The following is a 19,352-nucleotide window of genomic DNA, read 5'->3' as shown; positions in this document are numbered from 1 at the left end:
GTTGTCAACAACCCGCGGGGGGCCCCGGGGCCCCCCGGTCGTGGTGGCCGGGGGGGGGGGGGCGGGGCCGGGGCCCCCCCCCCACCACCCACCGTCAGGCGGCGGCACGCACCAGCTTCAGCAGCCGCGCCACCTCATGCGCCACCGCGTCGCGCGCCGCGGCGACATAGCGGCGTGGATCCACCGCCCCGGGGTGCTCGGCGAGATGGTCGCGAATGGCCCGGGTGTAGGCCACATTGAGGTGGGTGGCGATGTTGACCTTCGTCAGCCCCGCCTCCACCACCCGGGTCAGATCCGCCTCGGGCACCCCGGAGGAACCGTGCAGCACCAGCGGAACGGGCACGGCCGTGCGCAGCGCCGCGACCAGCTCCAGATCGACCACCGCCTCCTTGACCACCATGGCGTGCGACGTCCCGACCGCGACCGCGAGCGCGTCCACGCCGGTGGCCGCCACATAGGCGGCGGCCTGGGCCGGATCGGTCCGGGCGCCGGGCGCGTGCCCCCCGTCCTTGCCGCCCACCTCGCCCAGTTCGGCCTCGACCCACACCCCGTGGGCGTGGCAGCCGGCCACCACGGCGGCGGTCGATGTCACATTGGTGTCGTAGTCCAGCGCCGAGGCGTCGAACATGACCGAGCCGAAGCCGAGCTCGACCGCCTCCCGCACCAGGTCGGGCCCGGTGGCGTGGTCGAGGTGGACCGCGACCGGTACCCGTGCCGCGCGGGCCACCTCCACCGTCGCCCGGCCGATGGCGGCCAGGGCACCGTGGTAGCGCACCGCGTTCTCGCTGATCTGGAGGATCACCGGGGCACCGGCCGCCTCCGCCCCGGCCACGATGGCCTGGGCGTGTTCGAGCTGGATCACATTGAACGCACCCGCGCCGAGCCCGGCGCGCGCGGCCGGCCCGACGATCTCACCGGTGGCCACCAGCGGCATGGCCCGGCTCCCTTCGCCCGTCGCTCCGGGGCTCCCCGCCCGTCCGTACCCCGTCCGGCTGCCCGCTCACGGGAGGATCACCGACCGGGTGAGATTGCGGGGGCGGTCCGGGTCCAGCCCGCGCGCCGCCGCGATCGCCACCGCGAGCCGCTGCACCACGACCAGTTCGGCCAGCGGATCACGGCCGTGGCCGGCGAGTCGGCCACCGGGGCCGGTGACCTCCTCGTCCGCCAGCCCCGAGGGCCCTTCACCGAGCCACCACACCACGCTTCCCGGGCCGGTGACGCTGATCGGCCCGTGGCGGTACTCCTTCACCGGGTACGCCTCGGTCCACGCCCCGGCGGCCTCCCGCATCTTCAGCGCGGCCTCCAGCGCGACCCCGTAGGACCAGCCCCGCCCCAGGAAGGTGAACTGTCCGGCCGTCACCAGCTCCCCGGGCAGCGGTTCGGCCAGCGCGGCCTTGCCCTCCGCCTCCAGCCCGTCCAGCGGGTCGCCCAGATGGGCGCGGAGCAGGGCCAGTTCGGTGGTGGCCCAGCGCGTCTGCACCACCGACTCCTCGTCCGCGAACTCCAGGACGACCGCGGCGTCGGCGGCGGCGACCGCCGGGGAGCCGGGCACCGCGGTGATCACGGTGGTGGGCACCGTACCGCGCAGCGCGCCCAGCAGCTCCAGCACCTCGGTCGTGGTGCCCGACCGGGACAGGGCGACCACCCGGTCGTAGGAGCGGCCCACCGGCATCTCCGACGCCGCGAACGCGTCCGTCTCACCCTGACCGGATGCTTCGCGCAGCGCCGCGTACGACTGGGCGATGAACCACGAGGTGCCGCATCCGACGACGGCGATCCGCTCACCCGCCCGGGGCAGCGCCTCCCGTACCGGACCCTCCGGATCCCGAGCCAGGGCGATCGCGCGCCGCCAGCAGTCGGGCTGGCTGGCTATCTCGGCCTCGGTGTAGCTCATGGGGCTCCTCTGCGTGCTCAGAGATGCAACTTCTGAGCCGATAATGCGCAGGATCTTGCAGAGAAGTCCAGTGTGGAGCGGCGAGGGGTAGGGTGAGCTGCGACGATCGCGGGATTTCCGCGCAGACGGTATGGACGCTCCGGATGAGATGTCCGTGCCGACGGACACGAGACAGGGCTTAAGGAGACGGCGTGAAGCGGCCCGAGCGCTGGAACGCCCTGCTGGAGCTGCTGGCCAGGGACGGCAGGATCGAGGTCGACGAGGCGGCCGCCGAGCTGTCGGTCTCCGCCGCGACCATCCGGCGGGACCTGGACGAGCTGGCTCAGCAGCAGATGCTCACCCGCACCCGTGGCGGCGCGATCGCGCACAACCTCTCCTACGACCTTCCGCTGCGCTACAAGACTGCCCGGCGCGCACCGGAGAAGCAGCGGATCGGCGCGGCCGTCGCCCGGCTGGTCGAACCCGGTTCGATCGTCGGCCTCAACGGGGGGACCACCACCACCGAAGCCGCCCGCGCCATCGCCACCCGTGGTGAGCTGACCGCGGCCGACGGCGGTCCGGGCGTCACGATCGTGACGAACGCGCTGAACATCGCCAGTGAGCTGGCGGTGCGCCCCCAGGTCAAGATCGTGCTCACCGGCGGGGTCGCCCGCCCTCAGTCGTTCGAGCTCATGGGGCCGCTGGCCACCGGTGTGCTCACCGAGGTCTCGCTCGATCTGGCGGTCCTCGGTGTGGACGCCCTGGACGCGGTCCAGGGGGCCACCGCCCACCACGAGGGGGAGGCCAGCATCAACCACCTGATGGCCGCCCGCGCGGCGCGGGTGGCGGTCGTGGCGGACAGCTCCAAACTGGGCCGGCGGGCGTTCGCCCGGATCTGCCCGCTCGACGCGATCGATGTACTGGTCACGGACACCGGCGCCGACGAGTCACGGATCGCCCCCTACGCCGAGGCCGGGGTCCAGGTCATCAGGGCCTGACGGTCATCGGGCCTGACGGGACACCAGGGCCCGGCGGTCCGACGGCTCCTCAGGACGAGGCCCGGGCGGTGGCGAGCAGCGCGGCCGCCCGCTCCACCGCGAAGGCGTACCCCTGGATACCGCATCCGGCGATCACACCGTCGGCCAGCTCCGAGACATAGGAGTGGTGCCGGAATGTCTCGCGCCGGTGGATGTTGGAGATATGCACCTCGACGATCGGCATTCCGTCGCAGGTGGCCAGGGCGTCCCGCAGGGCGACCGAGGTGTGGGAGTACCCGGCGGGGTTGATGATGACGGCCGCGTGGCGCTCACGTGCCTCCTGCACCCAGTCGATCAGCTGTCCCTCGTGGTTGCTCTGCCGGCAGTCGGCGGACAGACCGTGCGGCGCGGCGGTCTCCGCGACCAGCTTCTCGACGTCGGCCAGGGTGTCCGTGCCGTAGATCTCGGGCTGACGGCGCCCGAGGAGGTTCAGGTTCGGCCCGTTCAGGACCATGATCGTGGTGCGGTCGCGCACAGGGGTGATGGCCATGGCGGAGGTCCTTCCTCGGGCGTTCCGGTCTTGCATCGTAGAGCGCCGCGCGGGAGTTCCGGCCATGGGACCCGGTCCGGCGGTGGGGCCCGCCCCGCGGCGCCCCGGGCCCCCCCCCCCCCGCACAACGCAGGGGGCGGCCGCGGCCCGCGCCGCGGGGGGGGGGGGGGGGGGCGCCGCCCCCCCCCCCCCCCCCCCCCCGTCCGGTGCCTTCTCGGGGTCCGCGGCGTCAGCCGGCCGGCGGCATCTCCGTGGCCCGTGAGTCCAGCCCCGGGCGGTGATTGACCCACTGGCCACGGGTGAAGTCCGGCATCGCCACCGGGCGCCCGCCCGCCGCCAGGGACGTGACGCTCAGCGGCACCGGTGAACACCACGCCGCCGAGTCGTAGACGTCGATGTCCGGCACCAGGCCCGCGCGCATCTGCTGGACGGTGCGCCACTGGAGGATGTAGTCCATGCCGTCATGGCCGCCGTTGGCGGCGTCGTCGGCGAGCTTCCGCCACAGCCAGTGGTCGAACTCCTTGCGGTAGGAATCGAAGTCGTGCCAGGTGTGGCCGCTGTGGTCCGGCTCCAGATAGACCCGCCCGCCGGTCTTGGAAGTGCCCGTGTAGTCCTCGAAGATGCCGCGGCTGCCCGCGAGACTGTTGATACGGCTGTAGGGGCGCGGTGAACTGACGTCGTGCTCGGCCCGGATCACCCGTCCCGCGGCCGTGTCGATCAGACAGGTGACCAGGTCACCGTTGATGTACGTCTCCTTCCACGACGGATGGGAGCGCGGGACGAACCGTTTGCGGTAGTCCGCCAGCCCCCTGGGCTCGGTGGAGGTGGCCCGCAGGACGGTCATCCGGTCACCGCGGTTGATGTCCATCGCCGCGGCGACCGGGGCCAGCCCGTGCATCGCGTAGAAGGAGGCGGTGCTGCGGGTGTGCCACAGCCGTCGCCATGCGTCGGTGTAGTACGTGTCCGAGAACAGCAGCTCGCGCAGATCGTGCAGATAGCCGCCGTGGCCGTTGGTGACCTCGCCGAACACCCCCTCGTGCGCCATTCTGAGCATGGCCAGCTCATTCCGTCCGTAACAGCAGTTCTCGGACAGCATCAGATGGCGGCGGGTCCGCTCGGAGGTGTTCACCAGGTCCCACAGCTCGTCCAGCTCGGTGGCGATGGGGAGTTCGACGATGACGTGCTTCCCGGCCAGCAGCGCGGCCCTGCCCTGCTCGTAGTGGAACTCCCACGGGGTGGCGATGTAGACGAGGTCGATGTCATCGCGTTCGAGCATCTCGGCGTAGGAGGTGTCGGAGCCACCGAACTCGGCGGGGCGCGGTTTGCCGAGCTGGACCAGCCGGTCGGCGGTGCGCTTGGTGCGGTCGGCGCGGATGTCGCAGACGGCGGTGACCGCGCAGCCGGGGATGGCGGACCAGCCCGCGGACATCTCGTAGCCGCGGTTTCCGAGCCCGATCACCGCGGTGCGGACCGTCCGGCGCGGTTCATAGGCCACGCCGATCATGGACTTCTGGCCGGGTCGCCGCTTCGGGGCCGCCGACGTCAGCACCGGGGCGGCGGACCCGGCGGAGGCACCCACCGCCTGCCCGGTGCCCGCCGCCAGCGCGCCCGTGGCCAGGGCGCCGCCCAGGAGCAATCGACGTGAGACCGCGGGGATTTGGCGCATCAGGCATCACTCCTGGCTCTCCGTATCCGGTAAGCAGCGGGGATGACTCTGATGGCGACGACAGCGCCTGTCAAGAGTTGCTCATTGCGCGGCTCTTCCAATCAGAAACAATCATCAGGATGATTGGAACGGTCGGCGGCGCGAGAAAGCGGCGGAGCTTACTCATAACGAACGGCCCGGCGCAGCCTTTCATCACAGTGTGAGTGGTGGTGAGAACGGATCAAACGCCTCCGCGTACGACCTGGTGGCCCCGCGCGGGGCGTGGAGAACACGGTCGACCGGACCTCCACGCGGCACCCGCGCTCCCCTCTACCGGAGGTCACTCAGTTGAGCCACCGACGTGTGAAGAAGCGCAACGTTGCCATCGGCGGAGCGGCCATTGCCGCGCTCGGCGCGGCAGCCATCCTGCTGCCCAACGCCAATGCCAGCCCGGACAAGTCGTCGGAGGCCAGGACCTTCTCGTCCAAGGCGGCGGTGAAGCTCGCCCGTTCCCTCGCCACGGACCTCGGCGACAGCGGGGCGGGCTGGTACTACGACAACGGCTCGCGCAAGCTGGTCATGAATGTGACGGACGAGAACTCCGCCGAGGACGTCCGCGCCAAGGGCGCCGTAGCCAAGATCGTCAAGAACAGCATGGCGGACCTGAAGGGCGCCACCAAGACACTGAGCAGCGATGCCTCGGTGCCCGGTACGGCCTGGTCGATCGACCCGGTGACCAACCAGGTCCGGGTCACCGCGGACCGCACCGTGACCGGTGCCAAGTGGGCCACCCTGACCAAGGCCACCGACGCGATGGACGGCCTGGTGAGCGTGAAGCGCTCCAAGGGCGAGTTCAAGCGTTTCGACGGTGAGGAACCGGCCCAGCCGGGTGATGAGGGCGGCGCGGCCGGTGACGCCGGCGCGGGCGACGAGGCCGGGGCCGGTGGCGCCGGTGGCGCCGGAGACGCGGGCGCGGGCGGTGCCGGGGGTGCGGGTGACGCAGGAGCCGGTGGTGCCGGGGGTGCGGGTGACGCGGGCGCCGGTGGTGCCGGTGGCGCCGGAGACGAGGGTGCGGGTGGTGCCGGTGGCGCCGGGGACGAGGGTGCGGGCGGTGCCGGTGGCGAAGGCGGCGCGGGCGGTGCCGGTGACGCCGGAGGTGCCGGTGGCGGTGGCGAGGCCGCGGGCGGTCTCGACGGCGGCGACGCCATCTTCGGCGGTGGCGCCCGGTGTTCCCTCGGGTTCAACGTCACCGTCGACGGCGCCCCGGGCTTCCTGACCGCGGGCCACTGCGGCAACGCCTCGCAGACCTGGACCTCGGACGAGGCGGGCGCCCAGCAGGTGGGCACCGTCCAGGACTCCAAGTTCCCCGAGAACGACTTCGCGCTCGTCATGTACGACGACGCCAACACCCAGGCGGCCAGCACGGTCGACCTCCAGAACGGCAGCACCCAGGACATCGGGCGCGCGGTCGAGGCGAGCGTGGGCCTGAAGGTGCAGCGCTCCGGCAGCACCACCGGGCTCTCCGACGGTCAGGTGACCGGTCTCAACGCCACGGTGAACTACGGCAACGGTGACATCGTCAACGGCCTCATCCAGACCGATGTGTGCGCCGAACCCGGTGACAGCGGTGGCGCGATGTTCGCCGAGGACGCGGCGGTCGGTCTGACCTCCGGTGGCAGCGGTGACTGCACCCAGGGCGGCGAGACCTTCTTCCAGCCGGTGACCGCCGCGCTGGAGGCTACCGGGGCCGTGATCGGCGCTGACGCCGGCGGTGGCGGTGACGAGGGCGGCGCCGGTGGCGCCGGTGACGACGGCGGTGCCGCGGGTGGCGCCGGTGGCGCGGGCGACGAAGGTGGCGCCGGCGCCGCGGGCGGTGCCGGTGACCAGGGCGGTGCTGGTGCCGCGGGCGGTGCCGGTGACCAGGGCGGTGCCGGTGAGGCCGACGGCGGTGCCGGTGACCAGGGCGGTGCCGGTGAGGCCGACGGCGGTGCCGGAGGCGACGCGGGCGCGGGTGACGAAGGCGGTGCCGCCGACGCGGGCGCCGGGCTCAACTGACCGCGGGTGAACCCGTGAACGGGGCCCCGGGCGCCCTCCTGCCCCAGCGCCCGGGGCCTCCTCCGCACGGCCCGTACCGCCCCGGCGGTACGGGCCGTGCGGTCAGTCCGCGCCGGACACCGGCAACCCGGCCGCCTCCGCAGCCCCGCGGAGCACCGTGCGCAGCATCTCCGGTGTGAGCCGCTTGGTGAAGGTGTTCCGCCGGCTCACGTGATAGCAGCCGAACAGTTCCAGGGGCGGGCCCCCGTCCGCCGCCGGCAGACGGGTCCGCGCGCCGTGCGCGAAGACCGGACGCGGCCGGGGCACCCGCCACCCGGCGGCGTCCAGCGCGGGCAGCACCGCCTGCCAGCCGAAGCCGCCGAGCACCACGGCCGAGCGCAGCCCCGGCCGCAGCAGCGTGAGTTCCCGGACCAGCCACGGACGGCAGGTGTCCCGCTCCCCGGGGGTGGGCCGGTTGGCGGGCGGGGCGCAGTGCACGGGCGCCGTGACCCGCACACCGTGCAGCTCCAGACCGTCCCCCCGGTGGGTGGAGGTGGGCTGGCCGGCCAGGCCCACGGCGTACAGCGCCGCGTACAGGAAGTCCCCCGAGGGGTCACCGGTGAACATCCGGCCGGTGCGGTTGCCACCGTGCGCGGCCGGGGCGAGACCCACGACCGCCAGCGCGGCGTCCGGCGGTCCGAACCCCGGTACCGGACGGGCCCAGTACTCCTGGTCGGCGAAGGCACGGCGCTTGGTGCGGGCGGTCTCCTCCCGCCACTCCACCAGCCGTGGACACGCCCGGCAGCGGCAGATCCGCGCATCCAGTTCGTCCAGGTCGCGGGCGCCCGGCGCGCACCGGGCGGGCCAGGTGCCGGATGCGGGGTCGCTGTCACGTTCGGGCTGGGCCATAGGGGTTCCTGGCTGACGGAGTTGACGGACCGTTCCCGTCCGATGAGGACGCCTCGTAGCATGCGGGGCAGAGACCATGACGATCACGGAGACGGAAGAGGGTGACACGGGCGATGCGGGTGGGCCTGTTGCGGACGGTGGGTACGGCCACGGCGCTCTACGGCGTGGCGGTGACGGCATGGCCCGCGCTGCTCGCCAGACCTTCGGGGCTGGTGGACGCGCAGGGCCGGACGGAGCCCGCCACCCGGGTCTCGCTGCGCCCGCTCGGGCTGCGGGAGGCGGCCAGCGGGCTCGCCATGGCCGTGGCGCCGCGCGGTCCCGCGCTGACCACGGCCACCGCGCTGCGGATCGCCGCTGACCTCGGTGACGCGGGGCTGCTGGGCCGCACCCTGCCCGGCCGGGAGCGGCGTGCCGCGGCCGTCGCCGTGTCGGTGGGCTGGGCAGCGCTGTCCGTGGTGGGTCTGCTCGCACCCGAGCGCGACCGCAGCGGCCGCTGATCCGGACCACCGGCCGCTGGCCCGGCTCCCGGTGCGGCTCAACGGCCGCCGCCGGTGCGCTTGGTGTGCAGGAAGCGCCGCAGCCGGGTGAGTGACCAGGTGTTGATGACATCGTCCGTGGTGAGCCAGGCGCGCTGGGCCATGCCCACCCCGAAGCGCATATGGTCCAGATCGCGGGTCGAATGCGCATCGCTGTCCAGCGCGAACACCACCCCGTGCGACTTCGCCCGCAGGATGTTCTCGTCGGACAGGTCCAGCCGGTCGGGATGGGCGTTGATCTCCAGCGCGGTGCCGGTGCGCGCGCACGCGGCGAACACCTCGTCCAAGTCGGCGTCCACACCCGGCCGTTTGCCGATGAGCCGTGTGGTGGGGTGGCCGATGATGTTCACATGGGGGTTCTCACAGGCCCGCACCAGCCGCCGGGTCATGGTGTCCCGGTCCTGGCCGAACTGCGAGTGCACCGAGGCCACGCACACGTCGAAGTCCTCGAGGAACTCGCCCGGCCAGTCCACCTCGCCGTCGGCGTCGATGTTCAGTTCCACCCCGTGCAGCAGCCGGGTGTCCCGGTGGCCGCGCCCCCGGTCCAGCTCCCGCAGCCGCTTCCGCTGGGCCAGCATCTTCTCCTCGGTCATCTGCTGCATGTACAGCTTCGGGGCGTGGTCGGTGACGGCGTAGTACGCGTACCCCCGTCCCTCGGCCTTGGCGATCATGTTCTCCAGCGGTTCCAGGCCGTCGGTCAGATCGGTGTGGGTGTGCAGGTCGCCGCGGAGATCGGACTCCCGGACCAGCGCGGGCAGACTGCCGTCCAGGGCGGCCTTGATCTCCCCGCGGTCCTCGCGCAGCGTCGGCGGGATCCACTCCATGCCGAGCCGGGCGTAGACGTCCTCCTCGCTGCGCGAGGCGATCTTCTTCCCGCTCTTGGCCTCGAAGAGGCCGTACTCGGAGAGCTTGAGTCCGTGCCGTACGGCGATGGCGCGGACCCGGATGTTGTGCGCCTTGGAGCCGGTGAAGTACAGCATTCCCGCGCCCCACGCATCCAGCGGCAGTACCCGCAGGTCCACCTGGAGCCCCTTGGTGGTGCGGATCGAGGTCTTCTTCGACCCGTGCGCAATGACCTCGGCGGTGAACGGCAGCCCGGTGAACGCCTCCATGAACGGGGCGGATTCCGCCGCCGCCACCAGGATGTCGACGTCCCCGACGGTCTCCCTCATCCGCCGCAGCGACCCCGCGTACGCACACCGCCGGCAGCCGGGCACCGCGGACAGGGCGGCCACGATGTCATCGGCCACCTCCATGGCCTCGTCCAGCGGAATGCGGTTCCCGGCGGCCCGCAGCAATCCGATGCCGTGCGCGATGTTCTCCTCGGACTTCGGTCCGAAGCCCTTCAGATCACGCAGTCTGTGCTGTTCGATCGCGTCCGCGAGCTGGTCGACCGAGGAGATCCGCAGCTCCTCGTAGAGCAGCATGGCCTTCTTCGGGCCGAGGGCGGGGATGGCGGTGAGCTCGCGGACCCCGGCGGGGATGGCGGCCCGCGCCTCCTCGACGGCGGGCACGGTCCCGGTCGTGAGGAATGCGAGGACCTTGTCGGCGATGGACCGGCCGACGTTCGGGATCGCGCGCAGGCCCTTCTCGTCCAGCCGCGCCACATCCACGGGGTGACCGCCGATGGCCCGCGCGGCCTTCTCGTAGGCGCGCGCCCGGAACGCGTCCCCGCCCGTGATCAGCAGCAGATCGGCGTACTCGCGCAGGAGGGCTTCGACCTCCTCGTTGGAGCGAGCCATGGCAGTGATTCTAGTCGGCTCTGGCGATCCCGGTGAGGTGGAGGGATCCTGGTGTGCAGGAATGGGACCGCGACCGGGACGGCTTCCGGTCGAGGGGTTCCGGCCGTGCGTTTCCCCGGGTTGGGGGAGGTCATGGACGTTGGTTTCCTGAAGCCGTTGTTCGATCGTCCCGGTCCGTGGGCGTGTGTCTACATGGACACCTCGCGGACCACGGAGGACGCGCCCCGCCGCCGCAAGCTGCGGGAGCGCTATGTGGCCGATCAGCTGACCGGTCTCGGCGCCGACCCCGCCACCTGCGAGGCGGTGGTCGGCAGACTCGCCGGAGAGCGGGTGACCAGGCCGACCGCGGGGCGTGCGCTGTTCGCCGCGGGCGGTGAGGTGATCCTGGACATGCCGCTGGCCGTGTCGCCGGGCGATGTGGCCACCTCGTGGACGTCGCTGCCACGTGTGGCGCCGCTGGCCGCCCTGCGCGGTGAGTGGCCGTCCTGCCTGCTGGCCCACGTCGACCGGGCGGGCGCCGATCTGGAGTTGCTGGACGCCGGTGGCACCCATCCGGTGTGTCACACCTCGGGCGGGACCCCGCAGGGCCGGGGACACCGGTCCGTCCCCGCCGACCGGTACGAGTGGCGCTATCGCAACCGGATGGAGAACACCTGGGACCACACCGCCGACCAGGTCGCCGAGGAGCTGATGCGCCGCTGGTCGGACCGTCCCGCCCAGCTGCTGATCCTCACCGGTGACCCACGGGAGCGCCGTGCCGTGCGCGACCGGCTGCCCGAGCCGCTGCGCGAGCGGGCGGTGGAGGTGCAGCGCGGCAGCCGGGCCGGGGGCGGGGCGCGGGAGCTGCTGGAGGCGGAGATCGACCACGCCCGCGCCGAGCACGCCCGCGCCCACCTGGAGACCGTCCTCGACGCCTTCCGCGCCGGACGCGGCCGTCCGGGTGCCCAGAGCGGCCACGACGGCAGCGCGCCCAGCGGCGCGGCGGAGGGGGTGCCCGCCGTGGTCGAGGCGATGCGCAGCCACCAGGCGGCCACCCTGCTGCTGGGCCAGGCGGGCGGCGATATGCGCCATGAGGTGTGGGTCGGCCCCGCGGCCGATCAGGTGGCGGTGCAGCGCGCCCAGGCGCGGGCGCTCGGGGTGAGCACCCCCGAGCCCGCGCGGGCGGATGACGCGCTGATGCGTTCGGCGGCGGTGGCGGACACCGAGGTGCTGCTGGTGCCCGAGGGGGTGTCCGGCCCGGCCGGCGGGCTGGGCGCGGTCCTGCGCTGGCACGGCGCCTGAGAGACATCCGGGCCGTGGGCCCGCGGGGGGGTCGCGGGGGGCCGCGCCCCGCGGGGCAGGGGGGGGGGGGGGGGGCGGGGGCCTGTCTGTCGGCGGGGGGGGGGGGGGGGGGGGGCCGGGGCGCCCCACGGCCGCGGTGCGTCAGGGCGTGTGCGGTGGCGCGGGGCGCGGTGGGGTCCCGGTCGCGGTCAAGTCCCGTCGGTCGTCCGGTTCTGACATCTGGTCGGAATTCTCTTTTCCCGGCGAGTCCGATACATAGTGCAAGTTCACACTTTTGTATGCTTTCTTCAGCGCGTCGTCCCCCCGTTCATGAAAGGGGCTCCACATGCACACGATGGAGGTTCGCCCACCCCTACCCAGTCGTTCCCGCAGCAGATGGCGTCGATACGGCCGGCTCGCCGCCGCGAACTTCGTCCGCGGTGCCTCGTATGCGTGCGGCACCGCGGCCATCGGTCTGATGGCCTGGTGGGTGCAGACCCACTAGGTCCCACGAGGTCCTCCGCCGACGCGTCACCCGGCGCGGCGCCCCGACGCCAGGACGCTGACCGCGTTGCTGACCACCACGGCGGCGATGGCCGCCCAGGCACTCCACGTCAGCGACTCGCCCAGCACCACCAGTCCGACCACGGCGGCCAGCACCGGGTTGACGCTCATGAAGATCCCGAAGAACCGCGCGGGCACCCGTCGCAGCGCCTGCACATCGCTGAGGAACGGCACCGCCGAGGACAGCACTCCCGCGACGGCCGCGCAGACCAGCGCCCCAACGGTCGGCGGCCGGTGGAGCAGCACCACGATCCCGACGGGTACGAACAGCAGCCCCGAGATTCCGGCCGCGGCCGCCGAACCCTCCGCTCCCGGCAGCCGGCGCCCGATCGTCCCGTTGAGCAGGATGTAGGACGCCCAGCACACCGCGGCCAGCAGGCCGAGCCCGATGCCGAGGTAGTCCGTGGACGGCTGCGGGCGGGTCAGGGTCACCACCCCGCCCGCCGCGACCAGCGCACACCCCAGGTCCACGGCCCGCCGGGAACCGGCCAGCGCCACCGCCAGCGGGCCGAGGAACTCCAGGGTCACCGCCAGGCCCAGCCCCACCCGGTCGATCGCGCTGTACAGCGACAGGTTCATGGTGGCGAACACCGCCGCCAGCAGCAGCACCGGACGCCACTGCCGGGCGGTGAACGACCGCAGGCGGGGCCGTGCGACGGCCAGCAGCAGCACCGCCGCCACCCACTGGCGCACCGCCACCACCCCGGCCGGGCCGATCACCGGGAAGGCCAGCGCGCCGATGGCGGCACCGGTCTGATTGGACAGTCCGCTGCCGCACATCATGGCGATCCCCGCGAGCCGGCCGCGCCGCTCGCCGTCCCCGCCGGAAACCGCCGTCTCCCCGCCCGCGACCGCGATCTCCGCCTCGGTCCGGGCCGTCCGCTGCCCGCGCGCCATCGTCCGCATGCACCGAGCGTGGGGCCGCTCCGCGCTTCCGCAAAATGCATGAGACGCGTTATCCATACGCTTGAGTTATGCATCTCGAACTACGGCAGCTCCGCTGTCTCGTCGCGATCGCCGACGCGGGCAGCTTCACCGACGCCGCCATCGACCTGGGCGTCTCCCAGGCCGCGGTCTCCCGTACCCTCGCCTCGCTCGAAACCGTGCTCGGTGTACGGCTGCTGCGCCGCACCAGCCGTGAGGTGGTGCCCACCGCGGCCGGCACCCAGGTCCTCTCCCGCGCCCGGCGTCTGCTGGCCGAGGCCGACGACCTGGTGCGCGAGGCGGCCAGCGGCCACCGCCGGCTGCGGATCGGCCACGCCTGGTCGGCCATGGGCCGCCACACCCTGGAGTTCCAGCGCCGCTGGCCCGCCGCGCGCCCCGATGTCGAACTGCACCTGGTGCGCACCAACTCCGCCACCGGCGGACTCGCCGAGGGTGCGTGCGACATCGCCGTGGTGCGCACCGATCCCGAGGACCGGCGGATCGAGAGCGTGGTGGTGGGCCTGGAGCGGCGCTACTGCGCGATGGCTGCCGACGACCGGTGGGTACGCCGCCGCTCCCTCCGGCTCGCCGAGACCGGTGACCGCACCCTGGTCATCGACCGGCGCACCGGCACCACCACCGCCGATCTGTGGCCGCCGGACCGCCGCCCGGCCATGGAGTACACCCAGGACGTCGACGACTGGCTCTCGGTCATCGCCACCGGCCGCTGCGTCGGGATCACGGCGGAGTCCACCGTCACCCAGTACCCGCGGGCCGGGATCGTGTTCCGGCCGCTGCGGGACGCCGCGCCCATCCCCGTGCGGCTCATCTGGTGGCGGGACGACCCCCATCCGGCCGCCCCCGCCGCCGTGGCGCTGCTGACCGACCTCTACCGGCGGGAGGGCTGAGCGTCCGCCGCGCACCCCTTGACGGGGTCCCTCCGCGCGTGGACCATCTTTTCCGTCAAGCAAAATTTAGTTTCCGCGATGCGGAAGAGTGGGATGACGCATCCGGAGAGACGGTCCTACCCCCAGGAGCAACCTCATGGCGCGCATGACCGCGGCCCGGGCAGCGGTGGAGATCCTGAAGCGTGAAGGCACCACCCACGTCTTCGGCCTCCCCGGTGCGGCGATCAACCCCTTCTACGCCGCGATGCGCGACGACGGCGGCCTGACCCACGTCCTCGCCCGGCACGTCGAGGGCGCCTCGCACATGGCCGAGGGCTACACCCGGGCCAGGGCCGGGAACATCGGGGTGTGCGTCGGCACCAGCGGCCCCGCCGGAACCGACATGATCACCGGGCTCTACTCGGCGGGCGCCGACTCCATCCCGATCCTGTGCGTGACCGGGCAGGCGCCGGTGGCCGCCCTGCACAAGGAGGACTTCCAGGCGGTGGACATCGCCTCGGTGGCCGGACCGCTGACCAAGATGGCCATGACCGTCCTGGAACCCGCCCAGGTGCCGGGCGCGTTCCAGCAGGCATTCCACCTGATGCGCTCCGGACGGCCCGGTCCGGTCCTCATCGACCTGCCCATCGACGTCCAGCGAGCCGAGATCGAGTTCGACCCGGACACCTACGCGCCGCTGCCCGTCTACCGGCCCGCCGCCACCCGCGCCCAGATCGACAAGGCCCTGGCCATGCTCCAGGCCTCGATACGCCCGCTGATCGTCGCGGGCGGCGGAGTGGTGAACGCCGACGCGTCCGCCCTCCTGGTGGAGTTCGCCGAGCTGACCGGGGTGCCGGTGGTGCCCACTCTGATGGGTTGGGGCTCCATCCCCGACGACCATCCGCTGATGGCGGGCATGGTCGGCCTCCAGACGTCCCAGCGGTACGGCAACGCCACCCTGCTGGAGTCCGACTTCGTCCTGGGCATCGGCAACCGCTGGGCCAACCGCCACACCGGAGGCATCGAGACCTACACCCGGGGGCGGACCTTCGTCCACGTGGACATCGAACCCACCCAGATCGGCCGGGTGTTCGCGCCCGACCTCGGCATCGTCTCCGATGCCGGGGCCGCCCTGGAGCTCTTCGTGGAAGCCGCCCGGGAGCTCCGGCGCGGCGGAGCGCTCACGGACCGCTCCGCCTGGGCCGGGAGCTGTCTGCGGCGCAAGGGCTCCCTGCTGCGCAGGACCCACTTCGACGACGTACCGGTCAAGCCGCAGCGGGTCTACGAGGAGATGAACCGGGCCTTCGACCGGGAGACCCGCTATGTGAGCACCATCGGCCTCTCCCAGATCCAGGCCGCCCAGCTCTTGCACGTCTACCGCCCGCGGCACTGGATCAACGCGGGTCAGGCCGGTCCGCTGGGCTGGACCGCCCCGGCCGCCCTCGGGGTGGCGACCGCCGATCCGGACGCCACCGTGGTGGCGCTCTCCGGCGACTACGACTTCCAGTTCCTGATCGAGGAACTGGCCGTCGGGGCGCAGTTCCGGATCCCGTACATCCACGTGGTCGTCAACAACGCCTATCTGGGGCTGATCCGCCAGGCCCAGCGCGGTTTCGACATGGACTTCTGTGTCCAGCTCTCCTTCGACAACGTCAACGCCCCCGAGCTGGGCGGCTACGGCGTCGACCATGTGAAGGTCGTGGAGGGGCTGGGCTGCAAGGCGCTCAGGGTCCATGCCCCGGACGACATCCTCCCGGCGCTGGAGGAGGCCAAGAAGCTGATGGCCGAGTACCGGGTGCCGGTCATGGTGGAGGTCATCCTGGAACGGGTCACCAACGTGGCCATGGGCACCGAACTGGACAACGTCGTCGAGTTCGAGGAACCGGCCACCGTGCCCGGCCATGCCCCGACCGCCGTGCACACCGCCCTCGGTTGAGCCGGAAGCGGCGATCCGTCAGCCGCCCGTCGCGAAACCGGGGAAGAGGGTCATCCCGCCGTCCACGTAGAGGGTGGTGCCCACCACGTAGTCGGTCAGGTCCGAGGCGAGCAGCACCACGGCGTTGGCGATGTCGTCCGGGACGCCGATCCGGCCGTAGGGGATCAGGGTCAGCAGATCGGCCAGCGCCTCCGGGGTCTCCCACGCGTCGCGGTTGATGGGGGTCTTGATGGCACCGGGCGCCACCGCGTTCACCCGGATCCTCTGCGGGGCGAGCTCCTGGGCCAGGGTCTGCATCATCATTCCGACACCCCCCTTCGACGACGCGTAGTTCACATGGCCGCCCCACGGGATGATCTGGTGGACCGAGCTCATGCAGACGATCTTCCCGGCCGCGCGGGACACCTCCGGCACCACCCCGCGCCGCAGGAACTCCTTGATCGCCTCCCGGGCGCACAGGAACTGGCCGGTGAGATTGACGTCCAGGACCTGTCGCCACTGCGCCAGCGTCATCTCCACCGTCGGGGCGTCCCGCTGGAGCCCTGCGTTGGACACCAGGACGTCGATGGTGCCGAACCGGTCGACCATGGCGCCGACCATGTCGACCACCTGGTCCTCCTGGGACACATCCGCCTGGTGGGCGTAGGACCGCACCCCGTGGCCCTCGATCTCCTTGACCACGGCCTCGGCCGCGGGGCGGTCGGAGATGTAGTTGACCACCACATCGGCGCCCGCGCGGCCCAGGGCGAGCGCCGTGGCCTTGCCGATGCCCGAGTTCGCCCCGGTCACCAGGGCCTTCTGCCCGGTGAGCAGGGGTGGCAGCGGGATCGGACGGGGCTGGTCGGCACTGGCGTTCACTGGCGCTCTCCTTCGCGGTGACGTCCCGGTGGCGCAATGACCCTCGCAGCCCGGGACGGCGCCGCCGCCCACGACGGGCACCACGGTCACCCACTGAGCCGATGTACATCGTTCCAGCGGCGCAACGCGGGGTGAGCCGGAGCGGTCGCCGTCGGCGAGCGGGACCGGGCGCGCGGTGCGACGATGGTGCGAGGCTGAGCACGGGTGGCGAATCCGGTGGGAGGACCCCACGATGGACACCTATCCGAACATCAGTGACCACGGGCTCATCGGAGATCTCCAGACCGCGGCGCTGGTGGCCACCGATGGCACGATCGACTGGTTCTGCAGTCCGCGGTTCGACTCGCCGAGCGTCTTCGCCGCCCTGCTCGACCAGCGGCGCGGCGGACACTTCCGGATCACCCCGGGACATCCGGACTACATCACCAAACAGCTCTACCTCCCCGACACCGCCATCCTCATCACCCGGTTCATGACCCCCGACGGTGTCGGCGAGGTGTATGACTTCATGCCGGTGGCCCCGGCCACCGCCACCGACCGTCACCGGCTGATCCGGATGATCCGCGTGGTGCGCGGGCAGATGCGGTTCGAGCTGGACTGCTGCCCTCGCCCCGGGTACGGGCGGGAACGCCACACCCTGAAGGTGTACGACGAGGGAGCCATCTTCCACGGCGACACCGTCGACATCACCCTGCACCCCGCGGGGGACCGGGTCAGTGAGCACACCGAGATCCACGCCGCCGACGGCGACATCCGCTCCACCCTCGACCTGGCCGCGGGCCAGGCCGCCGGTGTCGTACTGGACACCGCGGCGGCGGGCCACGCGGTCGCCCCCCGGCGGGTGCCCGAGGACGAGATCCTGCGGATGCTGGACGAGACCACCCACTTCTGGCGCCGGTGGACGCGCGGCTCGCGGTACACCGGGCGCTGGCGGGAGACGGTCGCCCGGTCCGCCATCACCCTCAAACTGATGACCTACGCGCCCACCGGGGCGCTGGTGGCCGCCCCGACCGCGGCGCTCCCCGAGCAGATCGGCGGAGAGCGCAACTGGGACTACCGCTACACCTGGATCAGGGACGCCTCGTTCTCCGTCTACGCGCTGATCGGACTGGGCTTCACCGCCGAGGCCGAGGCGTTCGCCAACTGGCTGCGCGACCGCGTGGTGGAGAAGGCGGGCGACGGCTCGGGTCCGATGAAGATCATGTACCGGGTGGACGGCAGCTCCGATCTGGTGGAGGAGACCCTCGACCACTTCGAGGGCTACCGCGGCTCGGGACCGGTCCGGATCGGCAACGGCGCCGCCGATCAGCTGCAACTCGACATCTACGGCGAGATGATGGACTCGCTCTACCACGCCGACACCCACGGGATCACCGTCGGCCACCGGGGCTGGTCCGAGATGTCGCGGGTGATCGACTGGCTCTGCGACAACTGGGACCGCCCGGAGGAGGGCATCTGGGAGACCCGCGGCGGTCGGCAGGACTTCACCTACGGCCGCATGATGTCCTGGGTGGCCCTGGACCGTGCGGTCCGGCTCGCCGAGAGCCGCGGCCGCCCCAGCCACCAGACCATGTGGCGGGTCACCCGGGACTCCGTCTACCAGCAGATCATGGACCGCGGCTGGAACCGGGACCGTCAGGCGTTCGTCCAGCACTACGGCTCGCCCGTGCTCGACGCCTCGCTGCTGCTGATGCCGCTGATCGGCTTCGTCGAACCCCGCGACCCGATGTGGCTGTCCACCCTCGACGCGATGGACGAGGAGCTGGTGTCCGACAGCCTGGTCTACCGCTACAACCCCGCCGCCTCACCCGACGGTCTTGCGGGCTCGGAGGGCACCTTCTCGATGTGCACCTTCTGGTACGTGGACGCGCTCGCCCGCTCCGGCAGGCTGGAACAGGCCCGGCTGATCTTCGAGAAGATGCTCACCTACGCCAACCACCTGGGGCTGTTCTCCGAGGAGATCGGGCTCACCGGCGAGCAACTGGGCAACTACCCCCAGGCGTTCAGCCACCTCGCCCTGGTCAACGCCGCGGTCAACCTCGACTACCAGCTCGACCACGGCTCCGGATGGGTGGGACCCGTGCTGGGCCAGAGCACCGCATGAGCACCGCCGGGGAGCGGGTGCGCACCGCGCCCGCGCGACCCCGCGACTACTCCGGGGCGGTCTACGGCTCGCTGCTGGCCGCCTCCGTGGCGGCCGGAACCGGGACCCCGGGCCCCTACCCCCGGCTCCAGCTGGTCGCGCTGCTGCTGATCACCGGGCTGGTGTTCTGGGCCGCCCACGTCTACGCCCGGCTCGCGGGGGAGCGGCTGGGCGAACGGCAGCTCACCGCACGGGAGGTGCGCCGGGTCGCGCTCCACGAGTGGCCCATCGTGCAGGCGGCCGTACCGCCCGCCGCCGCCGTGGCGATCAGCCCGCTGCTGGGGCTGGGAATGGAGGGCACCACCTGGCTGGCACTGGTCGTGGCGGTGGCCGAACAGGTCGGCTGGGCGAGCGTGGCCGTGCGGCGCGCCGGGGCCTCCCTGCGGCTGACCGTGGTGGCCGGAGCGGGCAATCTGCTGCTCGGGCTGGTCATCGTGGCCGCCAAGGCGACCCTGACACACTGAGGCGGGTCCGGCGGACCGGGATCTGCAGGACCGGGATCCGCCGGACCCGC

16 protein-coding genes are annotated in these 19,352 nt (G+C 72.3%); 8 read left to right on the top strand and 8 right to left on the bottom strand.

The window, feature by feature from the left end; translation table 11 throughout:
• Positions 1–94: 94 nt before the first annotated feature.
• Positions 95–934, bottom strand: a complete 840-nt coding sequence (locus tag NMK44_RS27110; protein ID WP_254747753.1) for a class II fructose-bisphosphate aldolase — start codon at positions 932–934, stop codon at positions 95–97.
• A 66-nt stretch (positions 935–1,000) separates the two neighbouring features.
• Positions 1,001–1,894 carry an SIS domain-containing protein gene (locus NMK44_RS27105; RefSeq protein WP_254747751.1) on the bottom strand — a complete coding sequence of 298 codons (894 nt, stop codon included), beginning with the start codon at positions 1,892–1,894 and terminating at the stop codon, positions 1,001–1,003.
• 191 nt (positions 1,895–2,085) lie between these two features.
• Between NMK44_RS27105 and NMK44_RS27100 the strand changes: the two genes are divergently transcribed.
• Entirely contained in the window at positions 2,086–2,871 is a 786-nt protein-coding gene (locus NMK44_RS27100; RefSeq protein ID WP_254747738.1) for a DeoR/GlpR family DNA-binding transcription regulator, read from the top strand.
• A gap of 49 nt (positions 2,872–2,920) precedes the next feature.
• On the opposite strand, the gene aroQ is transcribed toward NMK44_RS27100, so the two are convergent.
• A complete protein-coding gene (aroQ, locus tag NMK44_RS27095) occupies positions 2,921–3,400 on the bottom strand; it encodes a type II 3-dehydroquinate dehydratase (RefSeq protein WP_254747736.1) in 480 nt (159 codons plus the stop codon).
• 229 nt (positions 3,401–3,629) lie between these two features.
• A complete protein-coding gene (locus NMK44_RS27090) occupies positions 3,630–5,066 on the bottom strand; it encodes a Gfo/Idh/MocA family protein (RefSeq protein ID WP_254747734.1) in 1,437 nt (478 codons plus the stop codon).
• Between the two features lie 327 nt (positions 5,067–5,393).
• On the opposite strand from NMK44_RS27090, the gene NMK44_RS27085 reads away from it, so the two are divergent.
• Positions 5,394–7,100 carry a S1 family peptidase gene (locus NMK44_RS27085; RefSeq protein WP_254747732.1) on the top strand — a complete coding sequence of 569 codons (1,707 nt, stop codon included), beginning with the start codon at positions 5,394–5,396 and terminating at the stop codon, positions 7,098–7,100.
• Positions 7,101–7,202: 102 nt separating this feature from the next.
• Here NMK44_RS27085 and NMK44_RS27080 read toward each other — a convergent pair whose 3' ends face one another.
• A complete protein-coding gene (locus NMK44_RS27080) occupies positions 7,203–7,988 on the bottom strand; it encodes a uracil-DNA glycosylase (protein WP_254747730.1) in 786 nt (261 codons plus the stop codon).
• A 113-nt stretch (positions 7,989–8,101) separates the two neighbouring features.
• Between NMK44_RS27080 and NMK44_RS27075 the strand changes: the two genes are divergently transcribed.
• On the top strand, positions 8,102–8,485 hold the full coding sequence (locus tag NMK44_RS27075; RefSeq protein WP_254747920.1) for a hypothetical protein: 384 nt from the start codon (positions 8,102–8,104) through the stop codon (positions 8,483–8,485).
• Positions 8,486–8,523: 38 nt separating this feature from the next.
• Here NMK44_RS27075 and polX read toward each other — a convergent pair whose 3' ends face one another.
• Entirely contained in the window at positions 8,524–10,266 is a 1,743-nt protein-coding gene (polX, locus tag NMK44_RS27070; protein ID WP_254747728.1) for a DNA polymerase/3'-5' exonuclease PolX, read from the bottom strand.
• A gap of 132 nt (positions 10,267–10,398) precedes the next feature.
• Here polX and NMK44_RS27065 point away from each other — a divergent pair, with 132 nt between their 5' ends.
• Positions 10,399–11,547 carry a baeRF2 domain-containing protein gene (locus NMK44_RS27065; protein WP_254747726.1) on the top strand — a complete coding sequence of 383 codons (1,149 nt, stop codon included), beginning with the start codon at positions 10,399–10,401 and terminating at the stop codon, positions 11,545–11,547.
• Positions 11,548–12,057: 510 nt separating this feature from the next.
• Here the strand turns inward: NMK44_RS27065 and NMK44_RS27060 are convergent.
• A complete protein-coding gene (locus NMK44_RS27060) occupies positions 12,058–12,987 on the bottom strand; it encodes an EamA family transporter (protein WP_374215350.1) in 930 nt (309 codons plus the stop codon).
• A 77-nt stretch (positions 12,988–13,064) separates the two neighbouring features.
• Between NMK44_RS27060 and NMK44_RS27055 the strand changes: the two genes are divergently transcribed.
• Positions 13,065–13,922 carry a LysR family transcriptional regulator gene (locus NMK44_RS27055; RefSeq protein ID WP_254747724.1) on the top strand — a complete coding sequence of 286 codons (858 nt, stop codon included), beginning with the start codon at positions 13,065–13,067 and terminating at the stop codon, positions 13,920–13,922.
• 136 nt (positions 13,923–14,058) lie between these two features.
• Positions 14,059–15,837 (top strand): glyoxylate carboligase, encoded by a 1,779-nt coding sequence (gene gcl / locus NMK44_RS27050; RefSeq protein WP_254747722.1) that lies wholly within the window; start codon positions 14,059–14,061, stop codon positions 15,835–15,837.
• An 18-nt stretch (positions 15,838–15,855) separates the two neighbouring features.
• Here the strand turns inward: gcl and NMK44_RS27045 are convergent, their stop codons facing one another.
• Positions 15,856–16,650, bottom strand: a complete 795-nt coding sequence (locus NMK44_RS27045) for an SDR family oxidoreductase (protein ID WP_302888692.1) — start codon at positions 16,648–16,650, stop codon at positions 15,856–15,858.
• Positions 16,651–16,927: 277 nt separating this feature from the next.
• Between NMK44_RS27045 and NMK44_RS27040 the strand changes: the two genes are divergently transcribed.
• Both NMK44_RS27040 and NMK44_RS27035 read left to right on the top strand, forming a co-directional pair.
• Positions 16,928–18,799 (top strand): glycoside hydrolase family 15 protein, encoded by a 1,872-nt coding sequence (locus tag NMK44_RS27040; RefSeq protein WP_254747710.1) that lies wholly within the window; start codon positions 16,928–16,930, stop codon positions 18,797–18,799.
• Positions 18,796–19,302, top strand: a complete 507-nt coding sequence (locus NMK44_RS27035) for a hypothetical protein (RefSeq protein ID WP_254747708.1) — start codon at positions 18,796–18,798, stop codon at positions 19,300–19,302. The genes NMK44_RS27040 and NMK44_RS27035 overlap by 4 nt, the downstream gene beginning before the upstream one ends.
• The last annotated feature ends 50 nt before the right edge of the window (positions 19,303–19,352 follow it).

This window comes from Streptomyces cucumeris (assembly GCF_024295805.1).
GTDB lineage: Bacteria > Actinomycetota > Actinomycetes > Streptomycetales > Streptomycetaceae > Streptomyces > Streptomyces cucumeris.
The sequence above is the reverse complement of the archived record's forward strand: the minus strand, read 5'-3'. Positions and strand labels throughout refer to the sequence as shown.

What these genes read in the sequence shown, in the direction of transcription:
- NMK44_RS27110 (WP_254747753.1), bottom strand. Translation starts at nt 934, where the DNA reads ATGCCGCTGGTGGCCACCGGTGAGATCGTCGGGCCGGCCGCGCGCGCC.
- NMK44_RS27060 (WP_374215350.1), bottom strand. Translation starts at nt 12,987, where the DNA reads ATGGCGCGCGGGCAGCGGACGGCCCGGACCGAGGCGGAGATCGCGGTC.
- NMK44_RS27075 (WP_254747920.1), top strand. Translation starts at nt 8,102, where the DNA reads ATGCGGGTGGGCCTGTTGCGGACGGTGGGTACGGCCACGGCGCTCTAC.
- aroQ (WP_254747736.1), bottom strand. Translation starts at nt 3,400, where the DNA reads ATGGCCATCACCCCTGTGCGCGACCGCACCACGATCATGGTCCTGAAC.
- NMK44_RS27105 (WP_254747751.1), bottom strand. Translation starts at nt 1,894, where the DNA reads ATGAGCTACACCGAGGCCGAGATAGCCAGCCAGCCCGACTGCTGGCGG.
- NMK44_RS27065 (WP_254747726.1), top strand. Translation starts at nt 10,399, where the DNA reads ATGGACGTTGGTTTCCTGAAGCCGTTGTTCGATCGTCCCGGTCCGTGG.
- NMK44_RS27080 (WP_254747730.1), bottom strand. Translation starts at nt 7,988, where the DNA reads ATGGCCCAGCCCGAACGTGACAGCGACCCCGCATCCGGCACCTGGCCC.
- NMK44_RS27040 (WP_254747710.1), top strand. Translation starts at nt 16,928, where the DNA reads ATGGACACCTATCCGAACATCAGTGACCACGGGCTCATCGGAGATCTC.
- polX (WP_254747728.1), bottom strand. Translation starts at nt 10,266, where the DNA reads ATGGCTCGCTCCAACGAGGAGGTCGAAGCCCTCCTGCGCGAGTACGCC.
- NMK44_RS27055 (WP_254747724.1), top strand. Translation starts at nt 13,065, where the DNA reads ATGCATCTCGAACTACGGCAGCTCCGCTGTCTCGTCGCGATCGCCGAC.
- gcl (WP_254747722.1), top strand. Translation starts at nt 14,059, where the DNA reads ATGGCGCGCATGACCGCGGCCCGGGCAGCGGTGGAGATCCTGAAGCGT.
- NMK44_RS27035 (WP_254747708.1), top strand. Translation starts at nt 18,796, where the DNA reads ATGAGCACCGCCGGGGAGCGGGTGCGCACCGCGCCCGCGCGACCCCGC.
- NMK44_RS27090 (WP_254747734.1), bottom strand. Translation starts at nt 5,066, where the DNA reads ATGCGCCAAATCCCCGCGGTCTCACGTCGATTGCTCCTGGGCGGCGCC.